Annotated in this window: 19 protein-coding genes; 9 read left to right on the plus strand and 10 right to left on the minus strand. The window is 71.2% G+C overall.

All coding sequences use genetic code 11. The features are described from left to right. Positions 1–126 precede the first annotated feature (126 nt). The gene (gene fer / locus C470_RS16345; protein WP_008364954.1) at positions 127–789 is read left to right on the plus strand and encodes a ferredoxin Fer; all 663 of its coding nucleotides are present in this window, start codon (positions 127–129) and stop codon (positions 787–789) included. Between the two features lie 50 nt (positions 790–839). Here the strand turns inward: fer and C470_RS02235 are convergent, their stop codons facing one another. The 5 genes from C470_RS02235 to C470_RS02255 all read right to left on the minus strand — a co-directional run bounded on the left by C470_RS02235 (position 840) and on the right by C470_RS02255 (position 7945). After that, positions 840–1886, minus strand: a complete 1047-nt coding sequence (locus tag C470_RS02235; protein ID WP_004595930.1) for an ABC transporter permease — start codon at positions 1884–1886, stop codon at positions 840–842. Next, positions 1879–3183 (minus strand): ABC transporter permease, encoded by a 1305-nt coding sequence (locus tag C470_RS02240; RefSeq protein ID WP_008364957.1) that lies wholly within the window; start codon positions 3181–3183, stop codon positions 1879–1881. The genes C470_RS02235 and C470_RS02240 overlap by 8 nt, the downstream gene beginning before the upstream one ends. Then, on the minus strand, positions 3180–4841 hold the full coding sequence (locus C470_RS02245; protein ID WP_008364959.1) for an ABC transporter ATP-binding protein: 1662 nt from the start codon (positions 4839–4841) through the stop codon (positions 3180–3182). The genes C470_RS02240 and C470_RS02245 overlap by 4 nt, the downstream gene beginning before the upstream one ends. A 204-nt stretch (positions 4842–5045) precedes the next feature. After that, positions 5046–6131, minus strand: coding sequence for a BMP family lipoprotein (locus C470_RS02250; RefSeq protein ID WP_004595934.1), 1086 nt, complete (start codon positions 6129–6131; stop codon positions 5046–5048). Positions 6132–6403: 272 nt separating this feature from the next. Further along, positions 6404–7945, minus strand: a complete 1542-nt coding sequence (locus C470_RS02255) for a phosphoglucomutase/phosphomannomutase alpha/beta/alpha domain I (protein ID WP_007993473.1) — start codon at positions 7943–7945, stop codon at positions 6404–6406. 189 nt (positions 7946–8134) lie between these two features. Between C470_RS02255 and C470_RS02260 the strand changes: the two genes are divergently transcribed. Then, positions 8135–8413, plus strand: coding sequence for an acylphosphatase (locus tag C470_RS02260; RefSeq protein WP_007344537.1), 279 nt, complete (start codon positions 8135–8137; stop codon positions 8411–8413). Positions 8414–8423: 10 nt separating this feature from the next. On the opposite strand, the gene C470_RS02265 is transcribed toward C470_RS02260, so the two are convergent. Both C470_RS02265 and C470_RS02270 read right to left on the minus strand, forming a co-directional pair. After that, positions 8424–8915, minus strand: a complete 492-nt coding sequence (locus C470_RS02265) for a hypothetical protein (protein WP_008364963.1) — start codon at positions 8913–8915, stop codon at positions 8424–8426. 612 nt (positions 8916–9527) lie between these two features. Continuing rightward, positions 9528–9944, minus strand: coding sequence for a winged helix-turn-helix transcriptional regulator (locus tag C470_RS02270; protein ID WP_008364965.1), 417 nt, complete (start codon positions 9942–9944; stop codon positions 9528–9530). Between the two features lie 69 nt (positions 9945–10013). Between C470_RS02270 and C470_RS02275 the strand changes: the two genes are divergently transcribed. Both C470_RS02275 and C470_RS02280 read left to right on the plus strand, forming a co-directional pair. Continuing rightward, positions 10014–10463 carry a DoxX family protein gene (locus C470_RS02275; protein WP_004595944.1) on the plus strand — a complete coding sequence of 150 codons (450 nt, stop codon included), beginning with the start codon at positions 10014–10016 and terminating at the stop codon, positions 10461–10463. 119 nt (positions 10464–10582) lie between these two features. After that, positions 10583–11065: a VOC family protein gene (locus C470_RS02280; protein ID WP_008364968.1), complete on the plus strand. Its 483-nt coding sequence runs from the start codon at positions 10583–10585 to the stop codon at positions 11063–11065. A gap of 37 nt (positions 11066–11102) precedes the next feature. Here C470_RS02280 and C470_RS02285 read toward each other — a convergent pair whose 3' ends face one another. Further along, the gene (locus tag C470_RS02285) at positions 11103–11549 is read right to left on the minus strand and encodes an SRPBCC family protein (protein ID WP_004595946.1); all 447 of its coding nucleotides are present in this window, start codon (positions 11547–11549) and stop codon (positions 11103–11105) included. 595 nt (positions 11550–12144) lie between these two features. Here C470_RS02285 and C470_RS02290 point away from each other — a divergent pair. The 4 genes from C470_RS02290 to C470_RS02305 all read left to right on the plus strand — a co-directional run bounded on the left by C470_RS02290 (position 12145) and on the right by C470_RS02305 (position 16798). Beyond that, on the plus strand, positions 12145–12660 hold the full coding sequence (locus tag C470_RS02290; protein WP_007993487.1) for a CNNM domain-containing protein: 516 nt from the start codon (positions 12145–12147) through the stop codon (positions 12658–12660). Between the two features lie 73 nt (positions 12661–12733). Beyond that, the gene (locus C470_RS02295; protein ID WP_007344328.1) at positions 12734–13759 is read left to right on the plus strand and encodes an ABC transporter ATP-binding protein; all 1026 of its coding nucleotides are present in this window, start codon (positions 12734–12736) and stop codon (positions 13757–13759) included. Further along, the gene (locus C470_RS02300) at positions 13756–15759 is read left to right on the plus strand and encodes an ABC transporter permease (RefSeq protein ID WP_008364972.1); all 2004 of its coding nucleotides are present in this window, start codon (positions 13756–13758) and stop codon (positions 15757–15759) included. Before C470_RS02295 ends, C470_RS02300 begins: the two co-directional genes overlap by 4 nt. After that, positions 15752–16798, plus strand: coding sequence for an ABC transporter permease (locus C470_RS02305; RefSeq protein WP_008364974.1), 1047 nt, complete (start codon positions 15752–15754; stop codon positions 16796–16798). The genes C470_RS02300 and C470_RS02305 overlap by 8 nt, the downstream gene beginning before the upstream one ends. Positions 16799–16850: 52 nt before the next feature. Here the strand turns inward: C470_RS02305 and C470_RS02310 are convergent, their stop codons facing one another. Then, complete coding sequence (locus tag C470_RS02310; RefSeq protein ID WP_008364976.1) at positions 16851–17510, minus strand: trimeric intracellular cation channel family protein; 660 nt, start codon at positions 17508–17510, stop codon at positions 16851–16853. Beyond that, positions 17507–18334, minus strand: coding sequence for a DUF2797 domain-containing protein (locus tag C470_RS02315; RefSeq protein WP_007344332.1), 828 nt, complete (start codon positions 18332–18334; stop codon positions 17507–17509). Before C470_RS02315 ends, C470_RS02310 begins: the two co-directional genes overlap by 4 nt. Before the next feature lie 121 nt (positions 18335–18455). On the opposite strand from C470_RS02315, the gene C470_RS02320 reads away from it, so the two are divergent. Next, positions 18456–18821: a BsuPI-related putative proteinase inhibitor gene (locus C470_RS02320; RefSeq protein ID WP_008364978.1), complete on the plus strand. Its 366-nt coding sequence runs from the start codon at positions 18456–18458 to the stop codon at positions 18819–18821. The last annotated feature ends 40 nt before the right edge of the window (positions 18822–18861 follow it).

Here is an 18861-nt window from a genome sequence, read left to right on the forward strand (position 1 = left end):
CGGAGACGTTCGTTTCCGACATGGGCCAACTCGATCGGGTCGACGCCGATCGGCTCCGCGCGTGGCTCCCCGAGGTCCGCTCGGCGGAGGCGACCGCGGCGCTGATGATCGCCGTCGCGTACGACCGTGGCATCGGGACCAGAGAGCTCGCCTCGTGGTACGATCGCTCCGAGGAGTGGGTCGAGGAGACGATCGAAGCGCTCGACTCGCCGGGATTCGTCTCGACCGTCGCCCGGCTCGAAGGAGTCGATATCGAGGCGGTCGCCGCGGAGTCCAACCTCGCGCCCGAGACGGTGCGCGACTGGTTCGACGACCTCGACGACGAGCCGGTCGACGAGGCGGCGGACGTGGTCCGACGGNGGGTCGCCGTCGACCGTCTACCACCTCGATTACGACGCCGCGACCGAGCGCGGCTGGTCGACCGAGGACGACGACCTCTTCGCGAAGGCGGCCGACGCCGACCTCGACCTCCCGGAGTACGGGCGGTTCCTCGTCGAGCCCGGCGAGTCGATCCTCGAAGCCGCGGAGCGCGGCGGTCGGTCGTGGCCGTACGCCTGCCGCGGCGGCGCCTGCTCGAACTGCGCGGTCGTCGTCGTCGAGGGCGACGTGGCGATGCCCGGGCAGTCGATCCTCACCGACGAGCAGATCCGCGAGGCGGACGCCCGCCTCTCCTGCGTCGGCGTCCCGATCACCGACGAGGTGAAGCTGGTGACGGGCGTCGGAGACGCGGACGACTTCGCGGACCTGCGGCTTCCGTCACCGGCCGACGACGCCGGCGCGTCGGACTGACGGGCCCGCGCGCCCGGCTGACGGCCCCGGAGCCGGGTCACCGACGCGACCTACTCCTCCGTCTCGTAGTGCTCGCCCGCGGCCTCGGGGATCTGCGTCCGGCCGACCAAGGCGAGCACGACAATCACGACGACGTACGGGATGGTCTGGACCAGCGTGTCCGGAATCGCGTAGCCGAGCTGCTGGAGGCGGATCTGCATCGCGTCGAGGCCGGCGAACAGGACGCCCGCGCCGAGCGTTCCGAGCGGGTTGTAGTTGCCGAAGAGGTACGCGACGATGGCGATGAACCCCTTCCCCTGGACCATCGTCTCGCCGGAGCCGACGAACTGGCCGATCGACAGCGCCAGCGCCGACCCGCCGACCCCGGAGAGGACGCCCGAGAGCAGGACGCCGGCGTAGCGCACCTTCGAGACGGAGACGCCGACGGTGTCGAGCGCCTTCGGGTTCTCGCCCGCCGCCCGGAGATGTTTCCCGAACGCGGTCCGGTTCAGCAGCCACCACGAGCCGAGGGTCGCGAGGACCACCATGGTCGCGGAGTACTTCCACCCGACGCTCACGCCGAGGTTCGGCGTGTTGACGCCGCCGAAGAACACCGTCGACATGAACGGCGCGAGCCCGAGGGCGATGAGCCAGACGGCCAGCCCGGCGATGATCTGGTCGGCCTTGAACTCGATGCAGACGACCGCGAACACCGCCGCCAGGAACGTCGACGCCGCGATCCCGGCGAGGAACGCGATCACGAGCGCCGGGACGCCGAGGACGGCGTTGCCGACGCCCACGACCGACGCGGCGTACACCGACACGAACGCCGAGATGATGAGCAGTCCCTCCAGCCCGATGTTGATGACGCCCGACTTCTCGGCGAAGATGCCGCCGAGCCCGGCGAGCACGATGGGCGCCGCGAGCCGCGCCGTCGACGCCCCGGTGCTCGTCGAGAAGACGATACCGGCGAGGTCGCCGAAGACCGACTCGGGGAACGCGAGCCCAAGCACGCCGAGGGCCGCGAGCACCCCGACGGTGCCGACGACCAGCGAACGCACGTAGCTCGACTCGCTCGCGCTCTCGAGGAGCGAGGCCGGCGAGAGGGGGTTACGCATCGGTCTCACCCCCGTCGCCGCCGGCGGACTCGTCCGGCTTTGTCGAGCCCGCACCGCCCGCGCCGCCGACGCCGGCGTACCGGCCGATCATCCGGAAGAACTCCGGCATCGCCACGAACAGGATGATGAGCCCGCGCAGCACGGCGACGAGCTCCGTGGGGACGTCGGTCCGGAACCCGATCTCCAGGGCGCCGCCCTTTAGGATCCCGAAGAGGAACGCCGCCGGCAGCACGCCGATCGGGTTGTTCCCGGCGAGGATCGAGACGGTGATCCCGTCGAAGCCGAGGTCCGGGATCGAGGCCATCCACCGCCCCTCGGACATCAGCACCCACACCGAGCCGCCGATGCCGCCGAGCGCGCCGGACAGCGTCATCGCCCGCACGGTCGTGAGCTTCGCGTTCACGCCGCCGTACTCGGCCGCGGCGGCCTGGACCCCGCTCGTCCGGAGGTCGTACCCGAGCGACGTGTGCTCGACGAAGTAGTAGAGCGCGCCGATGAAGGCGACCCCGACGAGCAGCGCGATCAGCGCGAAGTCGGTCGACGCCGGGAACAGCACCGACGGGAACTGCGCGTACTCCGGGACGTACCGGGTGGCGACCACGGAGGAGCCCTCGGCGCGGAACACCTCCAACACGAGCACGTACGCGACGTTCGCGGCGACGAAGTTGAGCATGATCGTCGTGATCACCTCGTTGGCGTCGGCGTACGCCTTGAGGGCGCCGGGTATCGCGCCCCAGAGACCGCCCCCGACGGCGCCGGCCGCGGTCCCGACGACGATCAGCACGAGGCCGGCGACGGGGCCGGCCGGGAGGAGCGGCGCGAGCGCCAGGACGGTGAGCGCGGTCGCGAGCGCGCCGACGACGAGCTGGCCCTGCGTCCCGATGTTGAACAGCCCGGCGCGGAACGCGACGGCGACGGAGAGTCCGGTGAAGATCAAAAGCGTCGTCTCCGAGAGCGTCAGGCCGAACGAGAGGTTGAACGGCGTCCATCCCGGGTTGAACAGGCCGGGGTCGCCGACCGCGAACGGGTAGCCGAGCGCGCCGTTGAACAGCACCACGTACACCTCGAACGGGTTATAACAGAACCCCAGCCCGGTGATCGGCATCGTCCAGGCCGCGGTCGAACACTCGGCGATCCGGCCGGAGACGAGCACGAGCGCGAAGCCGACGAGGATCGAGAGGAAGATGGCGGCGACGCTGATGACGAGCCGCTCCGCGACGCTCCGGTCGACGAACGGCGCGACCACGCGGGCGAAGACGGAGGGATCCCCGTCCGCGTCGGGGTCCGGGTCGCTCACGCGTCCACCCCCTCGTCGCCGCCGGTCGCTCCGTCGATTCCGTCGCGCGACGCGTCGTCCGCGCCGTCAATCCCGTCGCCCGGCGTGTCGTCCGTCCCGTCGCCCGCGGCGTCGTGGATCGCGGCCCCCTCGACGGAGTCGTCGTCGAGCGACTCGCCGGCCATCAGCAGCCCGATCTCCTCCTCGGTCACGGTCGCGGGGTCGACGATCCCGGTGAACTCGCCCTCGTGCATCACCGCAAGGCGGTCGGAGAGCCCCTGTACCTCGTCGAGCTTCGAGGAGACGAGGAGGACTGCCTTCCCCTCGGCGCGCAGTTCGAGCAGCCGGTCGTGGAGGAACTCCGTCGACCCGATGTCGACGCCGCGGGTCGGGTGGGTGGCGACGACCAGCTCCGGGTCGCGCTCGAACTCGCGGCCGACGATGAACTTCTGCTGGTTGCCGCCCGACAGCGACTCGGCCTCCGCGTCGGCGTCCGGCGGCCGAACGTCGTACTGCTCGATGACGGATTCCGCGTGGTCGCGGGCGGCGGGCCAGTCGAGCCGGCCGCCGTTCGCGAACGGCGGGTCGTGTTGGCTCCCCAAGATCCCGTTCTCGACGAGGTCGTACGACATCACGAGGCCGCGCTCCTGTCGGTCCTCGGGGATGAACGCCATCCCGCGGTCGATCCGGTCGCGGCGCGTCTTCCCGACCATCGACTCGCCGCGGTAGCGGACGTCGCCGGACGCCGCCTCGCGCAGGCCCGTGATCGCCTCGACGAGCTGCGACTGGCCGTTGCCGTCGACGCCGGCGACCCCCAGGATCTCGCCGCCCCGGAGCTCGAAGGAGAGGTCCGAGACCGCCTCGACGCCCCGGTCGTCCTCGACGTCGAGGTCCGTCACCTCCAGCACGCGGTCGCCCGCCTCCTGCGGCGACGTCGCGGGGTCCATCAGCACCTCTCGGCCGACCATCATCTCCGCGAGCTCCTCGCGCGTCACGTCGGCCGCGGCGACGGTGCCGACGTTGACCCCGTCGCGGAGGACGGTGATGTCGTCGGCGGCCGACAGCGCCTCGCCGAGCTTGTGCGAGATGAAGATGATCGTCTTCCCCTGCTCGGTGAGCTCGTCGAAGACGCCGTACAGCTCGTCGACCTCCTGCGGGGTCAACACCGCGGTCGGCTCGTCCATGATGAGCACGTCGGCCCCGCGGTACAGCGCCTTCAGGATCTCGACGCGCTGCTGTTCGCCCACGGAGATGTCGGCGATCGTCGCGTCCGGGTCCACGTCGAACCCGTAGCGCTCGCTCAGTTCGACGACGGCCTCGCGGGCCGCCTCCCTGTCGACGCGCAGCCCGCCCCAAGTCTTCGGCTCGTTGCCCAGGACGACGTTCTCCCACACCGTCATCGGGTCGACCAGCATGAAGTGCTGGTGGATCATGCCGACGCCGGCGTCGATCGCGTCCCGCGGCGAGTCGAACGACTGCGGCTCGCCGTCGAGGCGGACGGTCCCCTCGGTCGGCTGGTAGAGGCCGTACAGCACGTTCATCAACGTGGTCTTGCCGGCCCCGTTCTCGCCGAGCAGGGCGTGGACGCTCCCGCGCTCAACCGCGAGATCAACGTCGTCGTTCGCGACGACCCCGGGGAATCGCTTCGTGATGCCGTCCAAGTGGACCGCCGGGTTCATTCACCCGTAACTCCGCGTCGGAGCCTAAAAACGCGCGGATTCCGAGCCGTTGCACGCGATACTGTCTCTCGGCCGACCGGATCCGCAGAAAAGCCGCGTTCCCGGTGTCGGTCCGGAGCGGCCGGCCCGCGTCGGGTTCGGACCGCGCGCCCGGCCGGCGTGGGTTCGGACCGCGCGTCCGGGCCTCGCCGCCGCCGTCTTGCCTCAGTTGCTCGTCGTCTCCGGGACCTCGATGTTCCCGGCGATGATCTCGTCGCGCGCGTCCGCCACGGCCGTCGTGATCTCGTCCGGGACCTCGCCGCCGATCTGGTCGCCGTAGACGCACTCGACGCCGTTGGATTCGAGCCCGAGCGCCGTCGTCGAGCCGCCCTGGTGGTCGTCGTCGATGACGTTCGAGATCGACTCGTACACCGCGGTGTCGACGCGTTTCACCATCGACGCCAGGATGACGTCGGCGAACGACTCGTTGGAGATCGACTGGTCCTGGTCGACGCCGAAGGCGAACCGACCCTCCTCCTGTGCGGCCTGGAACACGCCGACGCCCGTCGCGCCGGAGGCGTGGTAGACGATGTCCGCCCCGCTCTGGTACATCGACAGCGCCGCCTCCTGACCGCCCGTGGGGTCGGCGTAGCTGCCGACGTAGCTCGTGGTGACGTCGACGTCGTCGGTCGCGTAGTCGACCCCGGCCTCGAAGCCGGCCTGGAACCGGCGGATGACGGGGCTGTCGACGCCGCCGACGAACCCGACGTTCGTCGAGTCAGGATCGGTCTCGCCGGCGCCCGCCGAGAACTCGGTCTCGGTCAGGTGGCCGGCGAGTACGCCCATCAGGAACGAGCCCTCGTGTTCGCGGAACAGGTAGCTCGCGACGTTCGGCTCGTCGACGACGGTGTCGACGATCATGAAGTCCTGGTCGGGGTAGTCGGGCGCGGTCTCGGTGAGCGCGTCGCCCTGGTTGAACCCGATGGTGGAGACCAGGTCGTACGCGGGGTCCGTCGACCCGGCGTACTGCTGCTGGAACTGCTCGAACTCGCCGGCGCCGTCGGGCTCCGACTCGTCGTAGGCGATGCCGAACTCCTCTTCGGCCTGGAGGATGCCCTGCTGGGCCGCGTCGTTGAACGAGTTGTCGCCGAGACCGCCGTCGGAGTAGACGATGCCGATCCGGGCCGGCACGTCGCCGTCGCCCCCGTCGCCGCCGTCGCCGCTCGGGCCGCCGCTACACCCGGCGAGGCCGACGAGGCCCGCTGCGCTTGCCGCCTTGATGAACCGCCGCCGATCGAAGTCGGATGCCATCTCACTCGTAACCCCGTCGGAACGCGGCATAAATTCGTCGTTCCCGCCGCACAGAGGTGACACGTTCGTGAAAACATCCGGCCGAATTTCGGGGTAATCGCCGCTCGACCCCGGATTCCGATCCACGTATCCGGATTTCTCACGGTTGTGAACGTGGCCGAACTCCCGAACTCCCGCGCCGACCGAACTCCCGAACTCCCGCGCCGACCGAACTCCCGAACTCCCGCGCCGACCGAACTCCCGAACTCCCGCGCCGACCGAACGCACCCGGCCTACGCCGCCGCGACCGCGTCCTCGACGACGCCCTCGACCTCGGCGACGAGGTCGTCGACGTCGTCGCTCTCGGCGTAGACGCGGACGTACGGCTCCGTTCCCGAGGGCCGCACGAGCGTCCACGAGGCGTCCTCGAACTCCAGCCGGACGCCGTGGTCGGTGTCGACCGCGGCCTCGGGGAACGCGGCCGGGAGCGCCGTCTCCAGCCGGTCCATCACCGTCTCTTTCGCGTCGTCGGGACACGAGACGCTCACCTTGCGGTACGGGCGCTCCGTGATCGGCGCCCGCAGCGCTTCCAGCCCCTCGTCGGCGACGAGGCGCGCGATCACCGCCGCGGAGGCCACGCCGTCGATCCAGCCGCCGAAGGCGACGTGAATGTGCTTCCACGGCTCGGCGGCGAAGACGACGCGGGTGTCGTCGCCGACCTCGCCGGCGGCGCCCGACTCACCGACCGCGCCCGCTTCGCCGAGGGCGCCGGCCTCCGCAGCGTCCTCCCGGACCGCCGCGATCCCCTCGTGGAGCGCGCCGAGTCGCACGCGCTCGACGCGGCCGCCGGCCGCCCGGACGCGCTCGTCGATCCGACCGGAGGCGTTCGGCGTCGTCACCACGACGGGGTCCGCGGCGTCGCTCTCGCGGGTGTACCGCTCCGCGAGCACAGCGAGGACCGTGTCCTCGTGGACGACCTCGCCGTCCGCGTCGACGATGACGATCCGGTCGGCGTCGCCGTCGTGGCCGATGCCGAAGGCGAATCCCTCGGTCTCGCCCGCCTCGCCTCCCTCGCCGTCCCACGCCTTGGCGCCGTCGCTCCCGTGGCTCGCCGGCCGCCCCGGGTTCTCGACCCCCTCGTTGGCGTCCGCGACGAACGCGCGGAGGTCGGCGAGCGTCTCCGGGGTCGGCTTGCTCCCCCGGCCGGGGAAGTGGCCGTCGACGTTGCCGTTGAGCGTGACGACGTCGGCGCCGAGCTCCCGGAGGACGGTCGGCGTCGCGGGCGCGCTCATCCCGTTGCCGCAGTCGACCGCGACCCGCAGGCCGTCGAGGGGCGCGCCGAACCGCGCGGCGTACTCGCGGACGTCGTCGAGGTAGCCGTCGAGGGGGTCGGTCCGGGTCGCCTCGGTCCACTCGTCCCACGGGGCGACGGCCGCCTCGTCGGCGACACGCTCCTCGACGGCGCGCTCCGCGTCGCGGTCGAACTCGGTGCCGTCGCGGAACAGCTTGATCCCGTTGTCGGTCGGGGGGTTGTGCGAGGCGGTGAGCATCACCCCGTAACGGCCCCGCGAGGCGTGCGCGAGCGCCGGCGTCGGGAGTCGCCCGGCGCGGCGCACCTCGACGCCGCCCGCCGCCAGCCCCGCCTCCATCGCGGCAGCGAGCGCCGGCCCGGTCACCCGGCCGTCGCGGGCGAGGACGACCGTCGGCTCGGGGCTCGACTCGTCGGCTCGGCTTCGGATCTCGGCGCCCACGGCTCGCCCGACGGCGAGCGCGAGCGACGGCGTGACACGCTCCTCGACGCCGCCGCGTATCCCGGCGGTTCCGAACAGGTCCATGTCGCCCACCTCGGCGCCCGGGAGTTAGTAGGCGTCGGTTGCGGGCGGCAGGTCGGTCGGCGGTCGGTCGGCGGTCGGTCGACGGTCGGTCGGCGGTCGGTCGGCGGTCGGTCGACGGTCGGTCGACGGTCGGTCGGCGGTCGGTCGCGGGCGGGCCGTTTATCAGGCAGGCGGCCGCACGACCGAGCGATGACCGACCGCGTTCGGGCGCACGTCTTCGTCTCGGGCCGCGTTCAGGGCGTCTTCTACCGGGCGAGCACCCGCGACGCCGCCCGCGAGACGGGCGTCGACGGCTGGGTGCGGAATCTCGACGACGGCCGGGTCGAGGCCGTCTTCGAGGGGGCAGAGGGCGACGTCCGCGACATGGTGGCGTGGTGCGAGACCGGAAGCGAGGCCGCGGCTGTCGAGGACGTCGACGCCGAGTACGGCGAGCCGGAGGGCGCCGAGGGGTTCGAGATCAGGCGGTAGAGGGCTCGTATCAGTCGTCGTCCGCGGGCGTCGATTTCTCGGCGTCCGCGTCGGCGCGGCCCGGCCCGTCTCGCACGCCGAGCTCCTCCAGCGCGCGCAACACGACGACGGCCTCGACCACGTCGCGCTCCTCGGTGTACGGGTCGTCGACCGCGTCCAGGGTCGCTTCGGCCTCGCGAACCAGGCGCGCCTCCAGCTCGGTCTGGTCCGTCTCGGCCTTCGTCGCCGACAGCAGCGCCTCGTGGTCCTCGCGGAGGTCCAGAGAGACGTGCGCGGCGTTACACCGTGAGAGGGGATGGGTGTCCATCTCGACGGCGAGGTCGCTCACGAGGTCCCAGTCGTCGGCGCAGAATCGGAGCGTCACGGTGCCGACCACGTCGCGCCACGCGATCGGCCCGCCGTTCTCCATGAGCCGGAGCGCCCGCGGCGGCACCGCGATCCGCGTGTGCGTCTCCTCGCGGCCGCACAGACAGCAGGGAGTGTTCTTCAGTCCGGCGTACACGCCGATCGCTACGCGCCGGAGAAGGGTGTGCGTTTCGGCGGCGGAACGCGTTCGCGGCGGGATGGTTTATAAATAAACGAGGAGGTGCGGTGGCGCGTGCCTGCGAGCGGCCGCCCTCGGCGGCCGCGAGGCAGCACGCGCGAGGGAGTCAGTCGCCCGGAGCGAAGCGACGGGCGACTGACGAGGCTGGGGAGGTGAGAGGCGCTGTGCGGTGCCGTGCGGGGCGGGACTCAAAGGGGCAGTCGCGAGGCGGGCGCAGGCGACGTAAGGACCGCAAGGAGCGAGCGAAGCGAGCGACTGAGGACCGCAGCGAGCGTGCGCCCGCCTCGCGACTGGGGCTTTGGAGGTGTCCGGTGCGGGTCCATCGTCGATCATTTATAAGCGAGCGGCTGGGGTTTTGGAGGTGTCCGGTGCGGGTCCATCGTCGATCATTTATAAGCGAGCGGCTGGGGTTTTGGAGGTGTCCGCCGCAGATCCGATGTCGATCATTGATAAATGAGCGGCTGGGGTTTTGGAGGTGTCCGCCGTCTATCCGCTGACAATGTTTTATAAATAAACCGCCACTGGCGCTGGGATTACTTATAAAGAACCGGTGAGAGGGTTACTCAGATCTCACGCGTCGCACTCGGCCAGCCACTCGTGCGCCCACTCGTCGATCTCCTCGAAGACGGGCGCGAGCGACTCGCCTTTATCAGTTAAACTGTAGTACGTCGCGACCGGCGAGTCCTCCTCCAGCCGCCGGTCGACGAACCCGGTCTCTTGGAGGTCGTCGAGCACGCGCGAGAGCGTCCGAGCGTTCGCGTCCGTCTCGCGTTTGAGCTCGTTGAACCGCGCCTCGCCGTTCAACAGCTCGTGGAGGACGACGAGCCGCCACTGCGATCCGATCTGCTCGATAGAGTCGATGACGGGGCAGGGCGTGTCGGGTGCCGTCGCCTCCGGCGCCGCGTCAGCGCCCGAATCCGTCGTCGCGTCAGCGCCCGAATCCGCCGTCTCCGCCGACTCCGCCGCCGAAAGGTCCTGTGATGACATCGGTGTTACCTACTAACCGTATTGTCCGGGAAGCGATAAATAGGTTACGTCCGTATAGCAGGTTACACGATGTTAGCTGAAATCGCGACGTTACCGCTCCAGTTCGACACCCCTCTCGCGGGCGAACTCTTCCTGCTCGGCCGAATCGTCTTCGGCGCGACGCTCGCGTTCATGGGCCTCAACCACTTCATGGACCTCGAAACGATGGCCGGCTACGCCGAGTTCAAGGGCCTGCCGGCGCCGCGGTTCTCGGTGATCGCCTCCGGCGCCGTCCTCGTCCTCGGCGGTCTCGGCGTCGCGGCCGGCGCCTTCCCCGTCCTCTCGGCGGGCGCACTCGCGTTCTTCCTCCTCGTCTCCGCAGTGACGATGCACGACTTCTGGTCGATGGACGACCCCGAGGAGAAGCAGAACGAGATGACGGGCTTCCTGAAGAATGTGTACGGCGCCGGCGCCGCGCTGGCGTTCCTCGCCGTCGGCGGGAGCTCGTGGCCGTACGCGGTCGGCGTCGGGCTGTTCTGAGCCGCACACGCGAATTCCCCCGACCGACGCGCACGCGCCTTCCCGTTTCGAACCGCCACGCGACCGCTTCGAGCCGCCAGTACGACTAACTGCCCTCCCGACAACCGTTCGCATAGACCATGACCGACGCGCCGCCGACGACCGGGCTCCACCACGTCACGAACGTCTGTACTGACATCGAGGAGACCACCGCGTTCTACGAGGACGTCCTCGGCTGGCACACGGTCAAGCGGACCCAGAACTACGACGACCCCGGGACGCCGCACTACTACTTCTCGCCGACGCCCGAGGGCGAGCCGGGCACCAACGTCACCTACTTCGAGTACCCGGACTCGCAGGGGACGCCCGGCCCGGGCGCGAGCCACCACTTCGCGTTCGGCGTCGAAGACGAGGCGACGCTGGAGGAGTGGCAGGCGCACCTCGAGGACCACGGCGTCGAGGTCTCCGAGGTGAAAGACCGCACCTACTTCAAGAGCGTCTACTTCACCGACCCCGACGGGCTCGTCTTCGAACTGGCGACCCAGGGACCGGGCTTCACCCGCGACGAGGACGAGCCGGGCAGCGAGGTCATCGACCCGTTCGAGAAGGGGTACGAGAACTGAGTCGCTCGGGCGTCTCAACGACCGGACCCCGTCGGAGTCACTCCCCCTCGACGAGCGCCGCGAACCGGTCGAGCGCGCGCCGGCAGACCGGGACGTACGCGGCCGCGATCAGCGGGACCTCGATCACTACCCGACACCGGTCCGGATCCCCCGAGTACCGGTCGACCCTGTGCCCGGTCGCGGGGATCCGCGCGACCTCCCAGTCCCACCGGAGGCGCGTCGCGGCCGTCACCCGGAACGGAACCCGGGCGCCCGCGACCCGGACGCGTCCGGTCGTTCCGTCCTCGACGTAGCGGTCCGTGCTCTCGACGCCGCTGACGGACGGACTCCAGTCGGGCCACCGCCGCGTGTCGCGGAGCGCCCTCGCTGTCCGCTCCGGTGACGCGTCGACGTCGCGACCGACCGCGAGCGTCGCCCCCTCTCGGACCACGGAGGCCCGGCCGTCGCGGTCGACGTTTCCGGCCGCGGTGCGGTTTTCGAACACGAGACCTCATCCGGCGGCCGGACGCCTCATCGCTGCGGTCCGCCGCCCATATTCGTACGTTCGTCCGTTTTTCGACGATCTAACCGCCACTAATTCGTAATTCGCTCACCGACCGGACCGTCTCCGGCGTGTTCAATATTAATACCTTATATGGTATCAGGTCTCATTATCTCTTTCCACGAAGGGTTAATACGGGGTTCCGAGCTATCGGAGGGCAATATGGCAAGCGACCGTGATACCATGAAAGACGTCTCGCACACCGCACCGAACGACACCTCGGCGGACGCCGTCTGGGAACGCGGCCGAGAGCCGGTCGAGGAAGAGGAAGAAGAGGAGTAGTACGGCGTTCCGATTTCTGCGATTGCTGCGCCCCGGCGAAGCCGCAGACTGGCAACGCCACGGGTCCCGGATCGATACCGCCACGCATACCGGATCGACACTGTCGCGCGACCGGATCGATACCGCCACGCATACCGGATCGACACCGCCACGCATCCCGGATCGAGACGCGTCCCGGACCGGGAGCGGTTCGCCTGCCAGCTGAATACCGGCGTCCGGCCGACACCCTCTTTGACCTCGTTTTTAAACACGCGCCATGGTCGGCGTCACACTCGGGGTGGCCGGGGTCGCAACGGTGACAGTGCTGCTGGCGCTCAGCGCGTTCTTCTCGAGCTCTGAGACCGCCATCTTCTCGCTGCCGGCCGAGTGGTTCGAGCGACAGGCCGCCGCGGACGACCCGCGGGGGCACGTTCTGAAGGAGCTCCACGACGACCCGCACCGCCTCCTCGTCACGCTGCTCGTCGGAAACAACGTCGTCAACATCGCCATCTCGAGCATCGTGACCGTGCTGATCGCGAGCTATCTCCCGCCGGGGGCGGCGATCGTGGCGACGACGCTGTGTACGAGCTTCCTCGTCCTCGTGTTCGGCGAGATCGTCCCCAAGGCGTTCGGGCTCGGAAACGCCGAGGCGTGGTCGCTGCGGGTCGCGTCGCCGGTCCGGCTGGTCGAGCGCGTCCTCTCGCCGCTCATCACGCTGTTCGACGGGATCACCCGCCGGATGAACGCGTACATCAGCGGCGACGCGAACATCGAGAAGCCGTACACCGACTGACGCGGACGGGGCCGTTCTCGCCGCCGATAACCGCGGGCGTGGGTTTAACCCGGCCGCCGCCGGACCCGAGCGCATGATCGAGGCCTCGGGGCTGCGGAAGACGTACGGCGACTTCGCGGCCGTGGTCGACAGCGACTTCGCCGTCGACGACGGGGAGGTGTTCGGGATCGTCGGCCCGAACGGGGCCGGGAAGACGACGACGCTCAAGATACTCGCCGGCCTCGTCGAGCCGACCGACGGCGAGGTGACCGTCGCCGGGTTCGACGCCTCGGACCCCGAGATGCGCCGGCACCTCGGGTTCCTGCCGGAGGAGTCGCCGCTGTACGAGGAGATGACCGCGCTGTCGTACCTCCGCTTCTTCGCCGACCTCTACGACGTGCCCCGGGAGGTCGCCGACGAGCGGATCGAGGCCGCGCTCGACCGCCTCGAACTGGACCACCGCGAGCGCCGCCTCGGCGACGTCTCGAAGGGGATGAAACGCAAGGTCGCCATCGCGCGCTCGCTCGTCAACGACCCGGACGTGCTGGTGTACGACGAGCCCGCGTCCGGGCTCGACCCCGTGACGACGAACTCGGTGCTGGCGTTCACCCGCGAGCTCCGCGAGACGGGCAAGACCGTCGTCTTCTCCGCGCACAACCTCTACCACGTCGAGTCGGTCTGCGACCGCGTCGTCGTGATGAACGAGGGCCGGATCGTCGCCCGCGGGAGCGTCGACGGGATCCGCGAGCGACACGGCGAGACAACGTACCGCGTGTTCACGGACGTCGAGCCGACCGCGACGCCCGCGCTCGACGAGCTCGACGCGACGACCGAGGAGGTCGGCGACCGCTTCCGGACGACCGTGCCGAGCATGGACGCGGTCGCCGCGGTCCGGGAGGCCGCCGGCGACGCCGGCGGCGAGGTCGTCGACATCCGGAGCCGCGAGCCGAGCCTCGAGGACGTGTTCCTCGACATCGTCGGGCGACCGATGCCCGGGCGGTACACCGGCGACCCCGGCGGTGATGGAACCGACGCCGAGAGCGACGCCGACGGCGATGGCGACGGCGACGAATCGGAAACCGAGACGGCGAGGCCGGCGGCGACGGAGGCGACCGAGTGATCGACGGGTTCCGCCGCGTCGGCCGACGCCTCGCGGTCGGCGTCCGCCGCGTCCTCCGAGTCGCTAAGTGGGAGTCCGCCCGCGCGTCGGGGGGCGTCGACCGCCGGACGCTCGCGGCGGGGGTCGCCCTCCTCCTCGTCGCCGGCGGCGTCGTCGGCGTCGGCGTGGCGACCGGTGTCGCCGGGCTCGACGTCGACCAGGACGTGTACCGCGTCGGCGTCGACGCCGAGTCGCCGTACGCAGAGGCGATCGAGGACGCGCCGTCGCTGCGCCCGGTCTCGGCCGGGTCGGCGTCGCTCGGCGACTCCGCCGACGCGGTCGTGGTGACGGTGGTGCGACCCGGCTCCGGCGACGACGGATCGATCGACGCCGCCGACGTCGATGAGGTCGTGGTGCGCGCCAGCGACACGCAGAAGGGCGAGGCGGCGGCCGCGTCGGTCCGCGAGGCCGTCGCGTCGCACAACGAGCGACTGATGCGCGCCGAGCCGAACCGGACGGCCGCCTTCCCGGTCGTCGTCACGCTCCGGTACGTCGGCCGAACGACCGGCGTCGACGACGGCGCGACGCTCGGCGGGAGCAACGGGGGGAGCGACGGCGGGTCGACGGACGGGTCGGACGCCGGGACCGGCGGAGGCGACGACGGGAGCGACGGCGGCGACGGCACGAGCGGCGGCGAGGGAGGCGACAGCACCGGCGACGCGGGGTCCGTCGGCTCTGGCGCGGACTCCGACGACGACGGCGGCTTCGCGGTGCCGTCCATCGGCGGCGCGGCCTTCGGCGCGAACACGGTCGGCTCGCCCGGGTCTCTCACGCCGCCGTTCCCGTTCACCTCGCTGCTGCTGGCGTTCGTCTTCCTCGTGCCGATGAACTTCCTCATCCAGGCGTACGGCTCCTCGATCCTCGACGAGCGGACGAACCGCCGGGGGGAGCCGCTGCTCGTCACGCCGCTGTCGCCGGCGGAGATCGTCGCCGGCAAGACGCTGCCGTACGCGGCGGCCGCCGCGGTCGTCACGAGCCTCATCGCGCTCCTCGTCGGCGGCGGGGCGCTCTCGGTGGTCGCGGTGGCGCCGGTCGCGGCGACGTTCCTCGGGGCCACCTTCGTCGGCGCGATGTTCGCGCGCTCGTTCAAGGAGCTCACCTTCGTCACGGTCGGCGTGAGCGTGCTCCTGACCACCTACGCGTTCGTCCCGGCCATCTTCACGAACGTGACGCCCGTCGCGCTCGTCTCACCGCTGACGCTCGTCGTCTTCGACCTCCAGGGCGAGGCCGTCTCGGCCGGCGAGGTCCTCTTCTCGACCGCGCCGATGGCGGTCGGCGCCGCCCTCCTCTTCGGCCTCGGCCTCGGCGTCTACCGCGAGGAGGACATGTTCTCGCAGAAGCCCGTGACGCGGAAGTTCCTCGACGCGCTCGCGGTACGGCTCTCCGCTGTCCCGGTCGGCGGGGGAGTCGGCGGCGGGCTCCTCGACCGCGACCGGCTCCGCGCGCTCGGCTCGGTCGCGTTCCTCACCGCCTGTACGATCCCCTTCGTGTTCGTCGCGGAGCTCTTGGCCGTCGCGGTGCTGTTCGCGCTGCCGGTCACCGTGTCGATCCCGGTGCTGCTCGTGACCATCGCGTTCATCGAGGAGGTCGCGAAGAGCGTCGGCCTCTACGCCGGCTTCGAGCGCGGCGTCTTCGAGCGGACCGATCGGGTCGCGCTCGCGGTCGGCCTCGCTTCCGGGACCGGGTTCTTCCTCGCGGAGAAGGCGACCGCGGTCGTTCAGGCCGTCGGCCTCACCGACCTGTTCCTCGGCCGCGCCGCCTTCGCCGACGTTGCCGGGCTCTCCGGCCTGCCGCCGCTCGCGCTGGCGGCGCTGTTCTTCGCCCCGCTCGTCCTCCACGCGACGGCGACGAGCGTCGCCGCCCTCGGGGCGCGCCGCGGCCGGACCGCCTACGCGCTGGCGCTGACGCTCGCGACGCTGGGCCACGCCGCGTACAACGTCGGGGTGGTGAGCCTTGGATAGCCGCCTGACGATCGCCGGGCGGGAGCTCGCCGGGCTGCGAGCCGAGAAGACGATCCTACTGGCGATCGGGATCCAGCTGTTCATCGCGATGTTCTCGTCGTTCCTCGTCGTCGGGCTCGTCTCGATGTACGATCCGGGCGCGCTCGGCGGCGCGGAGATCGAGGTCGCGGCCGCGGGCGACGCGGTCGACGACCTGGAGCGCGCCGCCGCGGAGGTTCCGGGCGCCTCGGTCACGCCGTACGAGGACGCGGGCGCCGCGCGGAGCGCGTTCGAGCGGAACGCGGCCGACGCGGTGGTGGTCACGAGCCGCGCGGAGAGCGGGCGGGTGTCGGCCGCCGTCACCGCCCCCGACGCCACCGTGGAGACGACGGTGATCGTGGTGCAGCTGCGCGAGCTGTTGCGGACCTACGAGCTGAACGAGCGCGACGCCCGAGCCTCCTCCCTCGAGGAGTCGCCGCTCCCCCTGCCCGACCGGAGCGACACCAGCCCGTACTTCACGTTCACGTACACCGTGTTGATCCCCCTGCTCGTCTTCCTCCCGGTGTTCATCTCGGGGTCGCTGATCGTCGACTCGATCACGGAGGAGCTCGATCAGGGGACCATGGAGCTGCTCCGCGTCGCGCCCGTCACGCTCGCCGAGATCGTCGACGGGAAGGCGGCCGCGGCGATCGGGATCGCTCCGGGCCAAGCCCTGCTGTGGCTCCTCCTCCTCGAGGCGAACGGCACCTCGGTCGCGAACGTCGGCCCGATCCTGGCGCTGATGACCGCGCTGACGACGCTCGTCGTCTCCGTCGCGGTCGGTATCGCGGCCGTCGCGCCCGACCGACAGGCGGCGCAGCTGCTCTACTCGGTCGCGGTCCTCGTGCTGTTCGGCGGCGCGACGGCGATGGCCGGCGGCCCCGCGAACGCCGTGGCGCGGCTCGCCATCGACAGCGCGGACGCGACGACGGGCGTCCTCGTGGTCGCGTACGCCGCCATCGCCGCCGCCGCGTACCTCGGCGTGCGGCGCGTCGTCGCGGTCGAGGGGTTCGGTCGCTGAGTCGGTCGGGGGCTGAGCGGTCGGGGGCCGAGCGGTCGGGTCGCTGAGGAGATCAGCCGCCGAAGCGGTCGCCGAACCGCTTCGCGGTCGGGAGCCGCCACCCGCGAGCGACGGCGACGAGCCGGAGGCCGACCGTCACCGCCGCGCACGTCGCGGCCGCGACCCCCGAGGGCCCGCCGAGCGCGCCGACCAGCCAGTACGTGACGCCGCCCAGCACGGCGCAGCTCGCGTAGAAGTCCTCGAAGAGGATGAACGGCGCGCGGTCGAGGAGGATGTCGGCGAGCGCGCCGCCGCCGACCGCGTTGATCGTCGCGACGGCCACGACGCCGAAGACGGACACCCCCGCGTCCGTCGCGACGATTGCCCCGGTCGTGGCGAACGCGGCGAGGCCGACGGCGTCCGCGACGAGCGTCACCGGGTGTTCGTCGGGGCTGGCGAGCCACGCGCTCAGTCCGACCGCGAGCGCGACGCCGACGAGCCCGAGGAGTATCTCGACCGGCGAGCGCAGCGCGAGCGGGACGCGCGCGACGAGGAGGTCGCGGGTGACCCCGCCGGCGAACGCCATCGCCAGCCCGACGACCGCGACGCCGAAGAGGTCGAACTCCTCGCGGACCGCCTTGCTCGCGCCGACCAGCGCGAACGCGACCAGCCCGACCGTGTTCATCGCGGCGAACGGGTCGCCGAACAAAAGCGAGAGGACGCCCCCCGTCACCCGCCGAACGCCCCGAGGCTCGACTGGAGCTCTCGTTCGGGCATCGCGTCCGTCAGCTCGTAGCCGACGAGGTCGCGCGCGTCGACGGCGTACGTCGAGCCGCCGCGGTCGAGCACCAGTACGCGCCCCTTCCAGCCGCGGACGGTCCCCGCCGCCATCGTCTCCGCGACGGGGCGCTCGTCGAGGTCGAGCCCGTAGTCGAAGTCGAACCGCTCGATCGGGTCGAATCGGTCGAGAAGTGCCTCCCAGGCCGCGTCGTCGACGGCGCGTCCGAACCCGTCGAGCTTCGTCGGGACGCGGACGCGGTCGACGAGGTCGTCGCCGGCGGCCAGCTCCGCCTCCACCTCGCGGGCGATCCGCCCGTTCGGGAAGGTCCGAATGTGGGCCGCGCGGTCGGCGCCCTGCTCGCGGAGGCGAGTGCCCAGTCGCCACTCCCTGGTGACGCCGACTTTCAGCACGTCCGGCGCGAACGCGGCGAGGTACATCGCGTGCGTCTCGTGGCAGTCCATCTCGTCTTTCAGGCACGTCCCGGTGCACCGCGCGCACACCCAGACGTGCGAGTGGTCGTCGCAGTACGGCGCGTCCGACGCGTCACAGGCGATATGATCGCCTTCGTGGACCGTCCCCGCGCAGCGCCGCTCGCCGAGCCCGAAGGCGAGCTCGGTGCCCGGGCCCGCGTCCACGTAGTCGACGCTGCCGCCGCTCGCGACGTAGAGCCCGCCGCCGATCGGTCCGTCCGCCTCGGCGGTCGGAGCCCGTTCCGAGTCGCCGTCCGTGTCGGGCGAGCCGCTCGCACCGTCCGTCTCGTAGCCGACGACCTGCACGCCGCGAGGTAGGGGAAGGCGGGGCTTATAGGCGTCGTCGACCGCCTCGGTCCCCCTCCCGAGCGGATCTGCGGAACGGGCCCGCCGAGGTATTTTACTCGCGGGCCTCGCAGACGCGACCATGCTCGACGCGGCGCTCGCGGCGACCGAGGCCGACGACGGGGTGGCGCTCTCGCTGCGGATCGAAAACGCGGGTTCGGAGCCGGTCACGCTGGACTTCCGCACCGGCCAGCGCGCGGAGTTCACCGCCTACCCGGCGGACGAGGGTGCGGAGGGCTCGGCCGCTGACGGGGACGATCCGGTCTGGCGCTACGGCGCGGGCCGGATGTTCACGCAGGCGCTCGGCAGCGAGGCGATAGGCCCGGGCGAGGCGGTCGGCTACGAGGCGACGTGGCGGGACCCGCCCTCGGGGACCTACCGAGTCGTGGGCGAGGCGACGGCGACGGACCGCGACGTGCGCGCGGAGGCGGTCCTCGACGTGGAGTGAGTCGGGAACAGGGCCGTCCGGCGCCCCCTCACGATCGAGG

Source organism: Halorubrum distributum JCM 13561, assembly GCF_000337395.1.
GTDB lineage: Archaea > Halobacteriota > Halobacteria > Halobacteriales > Haloferacaceae > Halorubrum > Halorubrum distributum.

Coding starts and splice junctions, on each gene's coding strand:
- C470_RS02250 (WP_004595934.1), bottom strand. CDS start 6,131: ATGGCATCCGACTTCGATCGGCGGCGGTTCATCAAGGCGGCAAGCGCA.
- C470_RS02280 (WP_008364968.1), top strand. CDS start 10,583: ATGACCGACGCGCCGCCGACGACCGGGCTCCACCACGTCACGAACGTC.
- C470_RS02270 (WP_008364965.1), bottom strand. CDS start 9,944: ATGTCATCACAGGACCTTTCGGCGGCGGAGTCGGCGGAGACGGCGGAT.
- C470_RS02255 (WP_007993473.1), bottom strand. CDS start 7,945: ATGGACCTGTTCGGAACCGCCGGGATACGCGGCGGCGTCGAGGAGCGT.
- C470_RS02260 (WP_007344537.1), top strand. CDS start 8,135: ATGACCGACCGCGTTCGGGCGCACGTCTTCGTCTCGGGCCGCGTTCAG.
- C470_RS02290 (WP_007993487.1), top strand. CDS start 12,145: ATGGTCGGCGTCACACTCGGGGTGGCCGGGGTCGCAACGGTGACAGTG.
- C470_RS02320 (WP_008364978.1), top strand. CDS start 18,456: ATGCTCGACGCGGCGCTCGCGGCGACCGAGGCCGACGACGGGGTGGCG.
- C470_RS02235 (WP_004595930.1), bottom strand. CDS start 1,886: ATGCGTAACCCCCTCTCGCCGGCCTCGCTCCTCGAGAGCGCGAGCGAG.
- C470_RS02275 (WP_004595944.1), top strand. CDS start 10,014: ATGTTAGCTGAAATCGCGACGTTACCGCTCCAGTTCGACACCCCTCTC.
- C470_RS02295 (WP_007344328.1), top strand. CDS start 12,734: ATGATCGAGGCCTCGGGGCTGCGGAAGACGTACGGCGACTTCGCGGCC.
- C470_RS02245 (WP_008364959.1), bottom strand. CDS start 4,841: ATGAACCCGGCGGTCCACTTGGACGGCATCACGAAGCGATTCCCCGGG.